11 protein-coding genes are annotated in these 11,863 nt (G+C 71.4%); 5 read left to right on the plus strand and 6 right to left on the minus strand.

What is annotated here, in order from left to right; genetic code table 11:
• Positions 1–38: 38 nt before the first annotated feature.
• Positions 39–506, plus strand: coding sequence for a large conductance mechanosensitive channel protein MscL (gene mscL / locus ACGFWE_RS30260; RefSeq protein ID WP_352388435.1), 468 nt, complete (start codon positions 39–41; stop codon positions 504–506).
• Between the two features lie 22 nt (positions 507–528).
• Here mscL and ACGFWE_RS30265 read toward each other — a convergent pair whose 3' ends face one another.
• Positions 529–711 (minus strand): hypothetical protein, encoded by a 183-nt coding sequence (locus tag ACGFWE_RS30265; RefSeq protein WP_352388437.1) that lies wholly within the window; start codon positions 709–711, stop codon positions 529–531.
• A gap of 134 nt (positions 712–845) precedes the next feature.
• Here ACGFWE_RS30265 and ACGFWE_RS30270 point away from each other — a divergent pair, with 134 nt between their 5' ends.
• From ACGFWE_RS30270 to ACGFWE_RS30280, 3 genes are all read left to right on the plus strand, one after another.
• Positions 846–1,871, plus strand: a complete 1,026-nt coding sequence (locus tag ACGFWE_RS30270; protein ID WP_393603002.1) for a P1 family peptidase — start codon at positions 846–848, stop codon at positions 1,869–1,871.
• 396 nt (positions 1,872–2,267) lie between these two features.
• A complete protein-coding gene (locus ACGFWE_RS30275; protein WP_393603004.1) occupies positions 2,268–3,494 on the plus strand; it encodes an Ig-like domain-containing protein in 1,227 nt (408 codons plus the stop codon).
• A gap of 176 nt (positions 3,495–3,670) precedes the next feature.
• On the plus strand, positions 3,671–4,417 hold the full coding sequence (locus tag ACGFWE_RS30280) for a DUF6227 family protein (protein ID WP_352388443.1): 747 nt from the start codon (positions 3,671–3,673) through the stop codon (positions 4,415–4,417).
• Between the two features lie 56 nt (positions 4,418–4,473).
• Here the strand turns inward: ACGFWE_RS30280 and ACGFWE_RS30285 are convergent, their stop codons facing one another.
• The 5 genes from ACGFWE_RS30285 to ACGFWE_RS30305 form a co-directional block, all read right to left on the minus strand.
• The gene (locus ACGFWE_RS30285; protein WP_352388445.1) at positions 4,474–4,728 is read right to left on the minus strand and encodes a hypothetical protein; all 255 of its coding nucleotides are present in this window, start codon (positions 4,726–4,728) and stop codon (positions 4,474–4,476) included.
• Positions 4,729–4,827: 99 nt separating this feature from the next.
• Positions 4,828–6,879, minus strand: a complete 2,052-nt coding sequence (locus ACGFWE_RS30290; RefSeq protein WP_393603007.1) for a fructose-specific PTS transporter subunit EIIC — start codon at positions 6,877–6,879, stop codon at positions 4,828–4,830.
• A gap of 193 nt (positions 6,880–7,072) precedes the next feature.
• Positions 7,073–8,020 carry a 1-phosphofructokinase gene (gene pfkB / locus ACGFWE_RS30295; RefSeq protein ID WP_393603009.1) on the minus strand — a complete coding sequence of 316 codons (948 nt, stop codon included), beginning with the start codon at positions 8,018–8,020 and terminating at the stop codon, positions 7,073–7,075.
• Between the two features lie 12 nt (positions 8,021–8,032).
• The gene (locus ACGFWE_RS30300; RefSeq protein WP_393603011.1) at positions 8,033–8,794 is read right to left on the minus strand and encodes a DeoR/GlpR family DNA-binding transcription regulator; all 762 of its coding nucleotides are present in this window, start codon (positions 8,792–8,794) and stop codon (positions 8,033–8,035) included.
• Between the two features lie 194 nt (positions 8,795–8,988).
• The gene (locus ACGFWE_RS30305; RefSeq protein ID WP_352388453.1) at positions 8,989–10,506 is read right to left on the minus strand and encodes an MFS transporter; all 1,518 of its coding nucleotides are present in this window, start codon (positions 10,504–10,506) and stop codon (positions 8,989–8,991) included.
• Positions 10,507–10,568: 62 nt separating this feature from the next.
• On the opposite strand from ACGFWE_RS30305, the gene ACGFWE_RS30310 reads away from it, so the two are divergent.
• A complete protein-coding gene (locus tag ACGFWE_RS30310) occupies positions 10,569–11,582 on the plus strand; it encodes a helix-turn-helix transcriptional regulator (RefSeq protein WP_393603463.1) in 1,014 nt (337 codons plus the stop codon).
• Positions 11,583–11,863: the final 281 nt, after the last annotated feature.

Here is an 11,863-nt window from a genome sequence, read left to right on the forward strand (position 1 = left end):
TTGTTCCACAACGTGCGCGTGCGAGAAGAGGCCTCTGGGTGAGCGAGAAGAAGCCGAGCGTCCTGGAGGGCTTCAAGGCCTTTCTGATGCGCGGGAATGTCATCGATCTGGCAGTCGCGGTGGTCATCGGCGCCGCCTTCACCAACATCGTCAACTCGGTGGTGAAGGGCGTGATCAACCCGCTGGTGGGGGCGATCGGCACGAAGAACCTCGACAGCTACAACTCGTGCCTCAAGGGCCCTTGCACGGGTACCGGCGACCACGCGTCGGGCGTACGGATTCTCTGGGGCTCGGTCCTCGGAGCCACGCTCACGTTCGTGATCACCGCGGCCGTCGTCTACTTCCTGATGGTCCTGCCGATGTCGAAGTACCTGGCCCGGATGGAGGCCCGCCGGAAGGCGAAGGAGGGCACGCGCGAGGTCATGGAGGTGACCGAGCTGGAGGTCCTCAAGGAGATCCGCGACGCCCTGGTCGCCCAGCGGGGCTCGGGCCACGACGGACGCTAGCGAGTAGGTCCGTGCGGCCCGGTCACAGGTGGTGGGGCGGCTTCTCGTCGAGGAAGCGCTTCAGGTCGGCCGCGCTGTCGCTGTCGGTGCGCGGCCGGTCGCCCCAGCCTCGGTCGGTGTCGTCCGAGGACTGCTGGTCCAGCGGATCGTCGAAGACCAGCGCGGGCTTGGGCTCGCGGGGCTCGGGGCGGGGGGCGCTGCTCATGGATCCAGGGTACGGCCCTGCCGGACCCGCACCGTGGGAGCGGCCATCTGCTCCTCGCGGCGTTGCCGGCAGTTCGGGTGGCGTGACCTCCTGATCTCGGCGGGTCGAGGTGGTGCCTGGACGAGACTGGTCCCATGACAGTTGACGCTCTGACGGATGTCACCGGGGTGCGGGTGGGGCACGCGACGCGTACCGGCGGCGGTTGGCTCACCGGCACCACCGTCGTGCTCGCCCCGGAGGGCGGGGCCGTCGCCGCGGTGGACGTGCGCGGCGGAGGTCCCGGCACCAAGGAGACCGACGCGCTCGACCCGCGCAACCTGGTGCAGAAGGTCGAGGCGATCGTGCTGACCGGGGGCAGCGCGTACGGGCTGGACGCGGCCTCCGGGGTGATGGCCTGGCTGGAGGAGCAGGGGCGGGGGGTGCGGGTCGGACCCGATCCCACGCATGTGGTGCCGGTCGTGCCTGCCGCGTGTGTCTTCGATCTCGGGCGGGGCGGTGACTTCCGGGCCCGGCCGGACGCGGCGACCGGGCGGGCCGCTGTCGAGGCCGCCGCGGCGAGTGCCTTCGGTGCGGAGGTGGCGGAAGGGTGTGTGGGGGCGGGGACGGGGGCCGCGGTCGGGGCGATGAAGGGCGGGGTGGGGACGGCGAGTGTCGTGCTGCCCTCGGGGATCACCGTGGCGGCGTTGGTGGTGGCCAACGCGGTGGGGGCGGTGTCGGATCCGGAGACGGGGGTTCTGTACGGGGAGTTGTTCGACGGGCGGGTGCGGTATCCGGAGCAGCGGGTGCACGACGCGGCGCGACAGCGGCTCGCCGAGACCACGGCGAGGAATGCGCCGCCCCCTCTGAACACCACGCTCGCGGTGGTGGCCACGGATGCGGAACTGTCGAAGGCGCAGGCCCAGAAGGTGGCGGGGACCGCGCACGACGGCATCGCGCGTGCCGTGCGGCCGGTGCACCTGTTGCACGACGGCGACACGGTGTTCGCCCTGGCCACGGGGGCGCGGCCGCTCGACGCCTTGGACCCGCTCGCGCTCAACGCGGTGCTCGCCGCGGGTGCGGATGTGGTGACGCGCGCGATTGTGCGGGCGGTGTGGGCGGCGGAGTCGGTGGAGGGGGCGGGTGGGGTGTGGCCGGCCTATCGGGAGCTGTACGGCGAGTGATGCCTGTGGCTGTGTGTGCGGGTTCGGTGGGGGCGGGCGTTGTGCGCAGTTCCCCGCGCCCCTTGGGTGTCCGTCCTGGCGCAGGTGACTGCACCCCCCAGGGGCGCGGGGAACTGCGCGACCAGCCCCCACCGGCCCGCAGCCGCCCGACAACCTCACCCGGCACCCCGATAGGCGCCCCGTCCAAGCCCAGCGCAGCGGCACCGCGGGGAACTGCGCGACCAGCCCCCACCGACCCGCAGCCGCCCCACAACCTGACCCGGCACCCCCATTCCGTCCTGGTTCTGTCACGTGATGGCATTCGTCGCGCTGGTAGGGAACCCGGGCGGGGACCGGGTCCCTCTTTCTTGACCAAGTGGAGCGGACAACGCACATCACACCAATCTGGAGCAGCCCGTGACAACGCCGGACATAGCAGCGCGGCGCGCACTGGGGGCCTGTGCCGTCCTGATGGTCGGCGCCCTCACCCTCACCGCGTGCGGAGGCGACTCCGACGGCAAGAGTGAAGGCAAGGGCGGCAAGGACCCCGCGAAGACCTCCGCGGCGCAGATCGCCATCTCCGCCAAGAACGGTTCGACGGGCGCGTCCATCAACTCGATCGGCGTGAAGGTCAGCGACGGCACGCTGACCGGCGTGAAGATGACGGTGGCCGGCACGGGGCAGCAAGTGTCCGGGGAGATGGTCGCGGGCGGGAAGGGCTGGAAGCCCGAGGAGCAGCTGGAGCGGGGGACGAAGTACGAGATAGCCGCGACGGCGAAGGACTCGGACGGCAAGGCCGTGACCGCGAAGTCCGTCTTCACGACCGTCTCCAAGGCGAACAGCTTCGTCGGGACGTACACGCCGGACAACGGCACGACGGTCGGCGTGGGGATGCCGGTGTCGTTCACCTTCGACAAGGCGATCAGCGACAAGAAGGCCGTGCAGTCCCACATCGAGGTCAGCTCCAGCAGTGGGCAGCAGGTGGTCGGGCACTGGTTCGGGGCGCAGCGGCTCGACTTCCGGCCCGAGGAGTACTGGAAGGCCGGCTCCAAGGTCACGATGAAGATCGACCTGGACGGGGTCGAGGGCGCGGGCGGGGTCACCGGCGTGCAGGAGAAGACCGTCAGCTTCACCGTGGGGCGCTCGCAGGTGTCCACCGTGGACGCGGACACCCAGACCATGAAGGTCGTGCGGGACGGGCGGACCGTCCAGTCGGTGCCGATCTCCACGGGCAGCCCGGAGTTCACCACGTACAACGGGCAGATGGTGATCTCCGAGAAGTACAAGAAGATCCGCATGGACAGCCGGACGGTCGCCCTCGCCAACGCGTACGACATCCCCGACGTGCCGGACGCGATGCGGCTGACGCAGTCGGGGACCTTCATCCACGGCAACTACTGGTACAACAAGGGGAATCCGCCCTTCGGGCGCACCGCCACCAGCCACGGCTGTGTCGGGCTGCGGGACGTCAAGGGCGGGCAGTCGGACACTCCGGCCAAGTGGTTCTACGACAACTCGCTGATCGGGGACGTGGTGATCGTGAAGAACTCCCCCGACAAGACGGTGGCGCCCGACAACGGGCTGAACGGCTGGAACATGTCGTGGGACGAGTGGGTCGCGGGCAGCGCCGTCGGCACCTCCTGATCGTCGCAAGCCCTGTCTGACCGGGGGGTTTTGACGGATCGTCGGCCGCGTGGGAATTTCCCGCGCGGCCCGGTCGTTTTCCGGGCGTACGTTTTCTCGGTTCCCGGACATGATGTCCGACCGAGGGGCTACGGTATGCACCCACAAGGTGACATGCAGCAACGCCGGGAGAAGCCTTGAGCGTTCCGTACGAGACGGCAGCGTACGAACCACACGAGTCGCCCGAGTCTCCGGAGGAGCATCTCGCGCGGCTCCTCGGTCGTGCCCTGAACTCCTTCGAGCTGCCCGACGAGGCGATACGGCAACTGGACTGCGCGCTGGCGTACGACAGTTCGCTGCACTCCGCGCATCACAGCGCGGGGCTGCACCGGGAGACGTACCGGCACACGTGGCTGCTCGCCGACGGCTCGGCGCTCACTCTGTGGGAGCTCGTCCACAACACCGCGCGGGACAGCGTTCCGCAGCACGAGGTGTACGTCGACGAGGAGGAGCTGCGTGCGGCGACCGCGCGGCTTCCCTTACCGCCCGACACCCCGGACTTCGAGCTCCCGGTGACGGTGCAGCTCTCGCCTGTGTACGCGCCGCGGCACGCCTACGTCCCGGACGACTCCGCGGACCACGCGCGCCGGCTGCTGCGCCGCGCGGAGAACACGGACCGGCCGGGCCCGGAGACGGCCGCGCGGCTGGCGGAGGCGTTCGCCCACCAGATCACGCAGGCGTTCGGGCGCCCGTGCCGGGCGGGGCGTGCCGGACTGGGCTTCTCGCTGTACGAGCATGCGTTCCTGCTGCGCGACGGAGCGGAGATCTCCCTGTGGGAGGTCGAGCACACGGCGACGCCCGACGGACGGCACATGTGCGAGGTGTACGTCACCGAGGACGCGGCCCGCGACGCCATGGAGCGGCGCGCGGCTCAGGTCTCCTGACCTGGCTCACACCCCGGGCGCGGATGCTCACGTAGGTCCCGGTTGCGGCGCCCGTGTCAGCGGCCGCCGCCGAGTTGTCGTACCAGACCCGCGAACGCGTCCTCCTCCGCCGGGGTCAGCTCGACGCACTCGCGTCCGGGGGCGGCCCGTCGTTGGTGGGGCAGGGCCGGCAGACCGCGTCCGTAGTGCCACGGCACGGTCTTGTAGCGACCGCGGCGCAGCATGAAGGCCAGCCCGATCCCCCAGGCGACGGTCACCAGGACGAGCAGGGTCATACCAAGCAGCTGGTAGACGGAGTGGTGCTCAGGCATGCGTTCCAGTAGACACCACGGTCCGGGACTTCTGCCCCGGACCGTGACGTATCTCGCAGGTGCCGTGAACGACTCACAGCCGCCCCAAAGGGGCGCGGTTCACGCGGCGACCGGCTGCTTCCGCTCGGTCGCCGGGGTGCCGGTGGCATCCGTCGCCGCGGTGGCCGTGGTCCCCGGCGCCGGCTTGCGCATGCTCTTCAGGCCGACCACCAGGGCGGTCGTGACGCACACGCCCGCCGCGATGGCGATCAGGTAGAGGAACGGGCTGCCGATCAGCGGGACCACGAAGATGCCGCCGTGCGGGGCGCGCAGGGTGGCGCCGAAGGCCATCGACAGGGCGCCGGTGACCGCGCCGCCCGCCATCGAGGCCGGGATGACGCGCAGCGGGTCGGCCGCCGCGAACGGGATCGCGCCCTCGGAGATGAAGGACGCGCCAAGGACCCAGGCGGCCTTGCCGTTCTCGCGCTCGGTCTCGGTGAAGAGCTTCTTGCGGACGGTGGTCGCGAGCGCCATGCCCAGCGGCGGGACCATGCCCGCGGCCATCACTGCGGCCATGACCTTCATCGCGGAGTCGCTCGGGTCCTGCACGGCGATTCCGGCGGTGGCGAAGGCGTACGCGACCTTGTTGACCGGGCCGCCGAGGTCGAAGCACATCATCAGGCCGAGCAGGATGCCGAGCAGGATGGCGTTGGAACCGGAGAGGCCGTTGAGCCAGTCCGTCATGCCCTTCTGGGCCTCGGCGATGGGCTTGCCGATCACTACGAACATCAGGAAGCCCACGATGAGCGAGGAGATCAGCGGGATCACCACCACCGGCATGATGCCGCGCAACACCGGCGGGATCTTGATCCGCTGGATCGCGAGGACCACACCACCGGCCAGCAGACCGGCGACCAGACCGCCGAGGAAGCCCGCGGCGATGTTGGAGGCGATCATTCCGCCGACGAAGCCAGGGACGAGACCGGGGCGGTCCGCCATGCCGTACGCGATGTATCCGGCGAGGACCGGGATGAGGAAGCCGAAGGCGACCTGGCCGATCTGGAACAGCAGGGCGCCCCAGCTGTCGATCTCGGTCCAGGAGAAGTGCTTCATGACCGAGGGCGCGCTCGCGATCTGCCAGCCGCCGATCGCGAACCCGAGGGCGAGCAGCAGACCGCCCGCGGCGACGAACGGGACCATGTAACTCACGCCGGTCATCAGCCACTTGCGCAGCTTGGTGCCGTAGCCGTCGCCGGGCTCGCCGGCCCGCTCGACAGGCGTCCCCGCGCCCGCGGCGCCCGCCGTCACCTCACCGCGCACGGCTTTTGCGCGCACTTCGGTGATGAGTTCCGCGGGCCGGTTGATGCCCGCCTTCACGCCGACGTCGACGGTGGGCTTGCCGGCGAAGCGGTCCTTGTCGCGTACGGGGACGTCGTGCGCGAAGATCACGCCGTCCGCCGCCGCGATGACAGCCGGGTCGAGCCGGTCGAAGCCGGCCGAGCCCTGGGTTTCGACGACGAGTTCGACGCCCGCCTCGCGGCCGGCGTTCTCCAGGGACTCGGCCGCCATGTAGGTGTGGGCGATACCGGTCGGGCAGGAGGTGACGGCGACGATCCGGAAGGGGGCCTCGGGAACGTCGGGAGTGGCCGTTGCGGCATCGGCGGAGGCCGCCGCCGATGCCGCAACGGAGTCTTCGCCGGCGGAGTCTTCGCCGGCGTCCTGCGCCGGCGGCTCGTCCCCGCGGATCAGCGCGGCCGCGCTCTCCGCGTTCCCCGCGGCCCGCAGCGCGTCCGTGAACTCGGTGTTCATCAGCTGCCGCGCGAGGGAGGAGAGGATCGTCAGGTGGGCGTCGTCCGCACCGGCCGGTGCGGCGATCAGGAAGATCAGGTCGGCGGGTCCGTCCGCGGCACCGAAGTCGATCCCTGCGGAGCTGCGCCCGAAGGCGAGCGTCGGCTCGGTGACGTGTTCGCTGCGGCAGTGCGGGATGCCGATGCCGCCGTCGAGGCCGGTCGGCATCTGGGCCTCGCGGGCGGCCACGTCGGCGAGGAAGCCCTCCAGGTCGGTCACCCGGCCCAGGGCGACCATGCGCTCGGCGAGGGCACGCGCCGCCGCTTCCTTGGTATCGGCGGACAGGTCGAGATCGACCAGGTCCGCGGTGATCATGTCGCTCATCGCGGGCTCCTTCGCACGCGTATCGCCCGGGGAGTGGGGTGGGCGGTGGGGAGGGGGACGGGGGTGCAGCGGTGTGGGGTCTCGGGGGTGGTGGCAGCGGGGTTCACCACCGCTCGGTTGGTCGCCGTACGGTTCGGCACGGCGTGGTTCATCGCCGTACGGTTCGCCACCGTTGGGGAAAGCGTCGGGCCGGTCATGTCACCGGCTCCGTCAGCACACGGTCCACCGGCACCTCGGCCGTGACCGTCACCGCGGCCGGGTCGAGGTCGTCCGGTGTCGGCATGACGCTGCCGGGCAGCTGAACGGCCGCCGCGCCGTGGGCGACCGCGGAGGCGAGGGCCCCGGGGCCGCTGCCGCCGGCGATCAGGAAGCCGGCCAGGGACGAGTCGCCGGCGCCGACATTGCTGCGTACGGCGTCCACGCGCGCGCTGCCGAACCAGGCACCCGTGCCGTCCACGAGCAGCTGCCCGTCGGCGCCCAGGCTCGCGAGCACCGCCCGCGCACCCATCTCACGCAGCTCCTCGGCCGCCTTCACCGCGTCGCCCACCGTGGACAGGGGGCGTCCGACGGCCTCCGCCAGTTCCTCGGCGTTCGGCTTGACCACGTCGGGCCGTTCGCGCAGCGCCTCCAGGAGCGCGCGCCCCGAGGCGTCCAGCGCGATCCGAGCGCCTCCGGCGTGCGCCCGCGCGACCACCTCGGCGTACCAGGAGGGCGCGAGCCCGCGGGGCAGGCTTCCGCAGCACGCGATCCACGAGGCGTCACGCGACTGCGTGCGGACCGTCTCCAGCAGCAACTCCTGCTCGGCTGCGGACAGTTCGGGACCCGGCGCGTTGATCTTCGTGAGCACCCCGTCCGACTCGGCGAGCGCGATGTTCGACCGGGTGGCTCCGGCGACCGGTACCGGTGCGACCTCGATGCCCTGCGCGTCGAGCAGGTCGGCGACGAGGGCCCCCGGCGCCCCGCCCAGCGGCAGGACCGCGACCGTGCGCTGTCCGGCGGCCGAGACGGCACGCGAGACGTTGACGCCCTTGCCGCCGGGGTCCATGCGTTCACCGGTGGCGCGGATGACCTCGCCGCGCTCCAGGGACGGGACCTCGTACGTACGGTCCAGGGACGGGTTCGGGGTGACCGTGAGGATCATGCGCACTCGTTTCTAGACACACAGCACTTCCGTGCCGCCGCGCTCGATCACGGCGGCGTCGTCGGGGCTCAGCCCGCTGTCGGTGATCAGCAGGTCCACATCGCTCAGGTCACCGAAGCGGGCGAAGTGCTCCTGGCCGTGCTTGGAGGAGTCGGCGAGCAGCACCACGCGGCGGGCGGCGGCGAGCGCCGCGCGCTTGACCGCGGCCTCGGCGAGGTCGGGAGTGGTGAGGCCGTGCTCGGCGGAGAAGCCGTTGGCCGCCACGAAGAGGACATCGGCCCGGATCTCGCCGTACGCCCGCAGCGCCCAGGCGTCCACGGCGGCGCGCGTACGGTGCCGTACGCGCCCCCCGACCAGATGGAGCTGGATGCCGGGGTGGTCCGCGAGGCGGGCCGCGATCGGCAGGCTGTGCGTGACGACGGTGAGCGAGGCCTCCAGCGGCACGGCGGCGGCCAGGCGGGCCACGGTCGTACCGGCGTCGAGGATCAGGGTGCCCTCGGCCGGCAGTTCGGCGAGGGCGGCCTTGGCGATGTGGTCCTTCTCGTCGGCCGCGGTCGTCTCGCGCTCGGCGAGGTCCGGCTCGAAGTCGAGGCGCCCGGCCGGGATGGCCCCGCCGTGCACCCGGCGCAGCAGGCCCGCGCGGTCGAGGGCCTTCAGGTCGCGCCGGATGGTCTCGGCGGTGACCTGGAACTCCTCGGCCAGCGAGACGACGTCCACCCGCCCGCCGTCACGGGCGAGCCGGAGGATCTCCTGCTGCCGTTCCGGTGCGTACATGTCCGCTCGCCTCCGACCGATGCCCGAACGTGTGGTTTCAGACGGGAGGCTACGCCCGGATTTCCGGAAAGTAAACAGGTTCGGATGCCATTCGGGCATGAACGGACTTCCGTGGAGCTTCCAACGGACGGTTGTGTCCGGGGACGGCAGAGGGCCCGGTACCGCAGCCGGTACCGGGCCCCTGATCTCGGATGTCAGGAGACGAGTGCGGGCTCCTGCTCCGCCTGTGCCGGAAGCTCGGCCGCCCCCTCCACGTGCTGCGCGGGCCGCTTCGGCAGCGCGAACATCAGCAGGAAGATGACGCCCATCACCGCCGCGACCCATCCGAGCGCGTGCTGGAAGGCGTCCACGAAGGCCGGGCCCACCTGCTCCGGCCGCAGGTCGTCGCCGATGACCCCGAAGAACACCACCGACACCAGCCCGAGCCCGAGCGCGTTGCCCATCTGCTGCACGGTGTTGATGAGTCCCGACGCCGAACCGGCGTGCTCGCGCGGCACCTCGGAGAGCACCGCGTCGGTGAGCGGGGCGACGATCAGGCCCATGCCGACGCCCATCACGACCAGCGGCAACGCCATCTGCCACGAGCTGATCGCCATGCCGTACCGCTCGGCCTCCCACAGGTAGAGCAGCACGCCCACCGCCATCAGCAGCGCACCGGCCTGGAGCACCCCGCGCCCGAACCGCGGCACGAGCACCTGCACGGACAGTCCCGCGGCCGTGGAGACGGCGAGCGAGAACGGCACCCCGGTCAGCCCGGCCCGCAGCGGGCTCCAGCCCAGCCCGGTCTGCATGTACAGCGTCCACACCAGGAAGAAGATGCCGAGCCCGACCCCGAACACCGTCTGCACGGCGATCCCGGCCGCGAAGCTCTTCACCCTGAACAGCGACAGCTCGACCAGCGGCGACCCGTCCCGCGCGGCCTTGCGCCTCTCGTACGCCACCAGCGCCGCGAACACGAGGGGTGCGCCGGCCATCGACACGTACCCCCACACCGGCCAGTCCAGCTCCTCGCCGCGGGTCAGCGGGTAGAGCAGCATCAGCAGTCCGAGCACGACCATGGCCACGCCCACCAGGTCCAGCTTCAGCGCCCGCGGGGCCTTGGACTCGGTGATGAAACGGCTCCCGAGCACCAGCCCCATGATTCCGACCGGCAGGTTGATGAGGAAGATCGGCCGCCACTCCAGCCCGAAGAGGTTCCACTCGGTCAGCAGCGCCCCGAGCAGCGGACCGGACACGGCCCCCAGCCCGACGACCGCGCCGAACAGCCCGAACACCTTGCCGCGCTCGTGCGCGGGGAAGGTCGCGTGCACGATCGACAGGACCTGCGGCACCATCATCGCCGCCATGCCGCCCTGCAGGATCCGGGCCGCGACCAGCATCTCCGGGTTCGCGGCGAAGCCGCACAGCGCCGACGCGAGCGTGAACCCGCCGATCCCGACGAGGAACAGCCGCTTGCGCCCGTGGATGTCACCGAGCCGCCCTCCGGTGATCAGCCCCGCGGCGAAGGCCAGGGCGTAACCCGCGGTGATCCACTGGATCTGGCTGACGGAGGCGCCGGCGTCCTGCCGGATGGACGGGATGGCGATGTTGACGATCGTGACGTCGACGAGGTCCATGAAGGCCGCGGTCATCACGATGGCGAGGGCGAACCAGCGGCGCCGGTCACCCGCGGCGGGCCGCGGAGCGGTGGAGGTGGTCTCGGTGGAGGTCATGCCATGAAGCTATGACTCCATTAGGTCAGATCGTGTCCTACTTCTACGGCATTCTCGAAGTCATGACGACGGACACCCCGGCACGGCTCCTGACGCTCCTCTCCCTCCTCCAGACGCCCCGCGAATGGCCCGGCGGCGAGCTCGCCGGCCGGCTCGGGGTCTCCCGCCGCACGGTCCGGCGGGACATCGACCGCCTGCGCGAACTGGGCTACCCCGTCCAGGCGACCAAGGGCTCCGACGGCGGCTACCGGCTCGTCGCGGGCAAGGCCATGCCCCCGCTCGTCCTCGACGACGAGGAGGCGGTGGCCATCGCGGTCGGGCTGCGGGCGGGGGCGGGGCACGCGGTCGAGGGGATGGAGGAGGCGTCCGTACGGGCGCTGGCGAAACTGGAGCAGGTCCTGCCGTCCCGCCTGCGGCACCGCGTGTCCACGCTGCAGGCCGCGACGACTCCGCTGACCAGCGGGGACGGGGCGAGCATCGCGACCGAGACCCTGACGGTGATGGCGTCCACGGTGGCCGGGCACGAGCGGCTGCGGTTCGCCTACCGGGCGAAGGACGGGGCCGAGTCGCGACGCGTCGTGGAGCCGTACCGTCTGGTCTCCACCGGGCGCCGGTGGTACCTCGTCGCCTACGACCTCGACCGCGGCGACTGGCGGACCTTCCGGGTCGACCGGGTGGACGACCCCTTCGCCACGGGCGCGCGGTTCGCTCCGCGGGAGTTGCCGACGGGGGGCGCGGCGGAGTACCTGCGGCAGTCGATGTACCACCGCCAGGAGACCTACGAGCTGGTCGTGACGTTCGAGGGCGACGCGTCCGTGGTGGCGGCCCGGGTGCCGACGTGGATGGGGGTGCCGGAGCCGGTGGGCGAGGGACGGTGCCGGCTGCGGACGACCGTCGGGGACGCGGTGGACTGGATGGCGGTGCGGCTGGCCATGACCGGAGTCGAGTTCGTGGTGGAGGAGCCCGTGGAACTGGCGGCCGCGGTGCGGGAGTTGGGGGGACGGTTGGTCCGGGCGGCAGAGGGGTGGAAGAATCTGCCGTCCGGTGGGTCACCCCGTGGTTCAGGTACGGGGTGACCCACCGTTCCGCTGTGCCGGGGGCATGCGAAGGCGGGCGTGCGAAGGCGGGGCGTGAAAAAGAGCCGGACCCCGGCGCCCGGGGGGAGGGGCGCCGAAGTCCGGCTCTGGGAGAGTCCCGGCGCCGGGGGGGGATTGCGGCGGGACTTGGTTCAAGAGGGTCCGAAGGGGCCGAAGACTTGGTCTCCGGGCCCCGAACACCTGGACCCTGAAGTCTTGTTCCCTGGGGCCGGGCGGTTAAGCGGCCTAGTACAGCCATGTTTACGCGGTCTTTAGCCACC

It is taken from the genome of Streptomyces sp. NPDC048523 (assembly GCF_043199815.1).
In the GTDB taxonomy this organism is placed as follows: Bacteria; Actinomycetota; Actinomycetes; order Streptomycetales; family Streptomycetaceae; genus Streptomyces.

Coding starts and splice junctions, on each gene's coding strand:
- ACGFWE_RS30270 (WP_393603002.1), top strand. CDS start 846: ATGACAGTTGACGCTCTGACGGATGTCACCGGGGTGCGGGTGGGGCAC.
- ACGFWE_RS30310 (WP_393603463.1), top strand. CDS start 10,569: ATGACGACGGACACCCCGGCACGGCTCCTGACGCTCCTCTCCCTCCTC.
- ACGFWE_RS30290 (WP_393603007.1), bottom strand. CDS start 6,879: ATGAGCGACATGATCACCGCGGACCTGGTCGATCTCGACCTGTCCGCC.
- ACGFWE_RS30265 (WP_352388437.1), bottom strand. CDS start 711: ATGAGCAGCGCCCCCCGCCCCGAGCCCCGCGAGCCCAAGCCCGCGCTG.
- ACGFWE_RS30300 (WP_393603011.1), bottom strand. CDS start 8,794: ATGTACGCACCGGAACGGCAGCAGGAGATCCTCCGGCTCGCCCGTGAC.
- pfkB (WP_393603009.1), bottom strand. CDS start 8,020: ATGATCCTCACGGTCACCCCGAACCCGTCCCTGGACCGTACGTACGAG.
- ACGFWE_RS30285 (WP_352388445.1), bottom strand. CDS start 4,728: ATGCCTGAGCACCACTCCGTCTACCAGCTGCTTGGTATGACCCTGCTC.
- ACGFWE_RS30305 (WP_352388453.1), bottom strand. CDS start 10,506: ATGACCTCCACCGAGACCACCTCCACCGCTCCGCGGCCCGCCGCGGGT.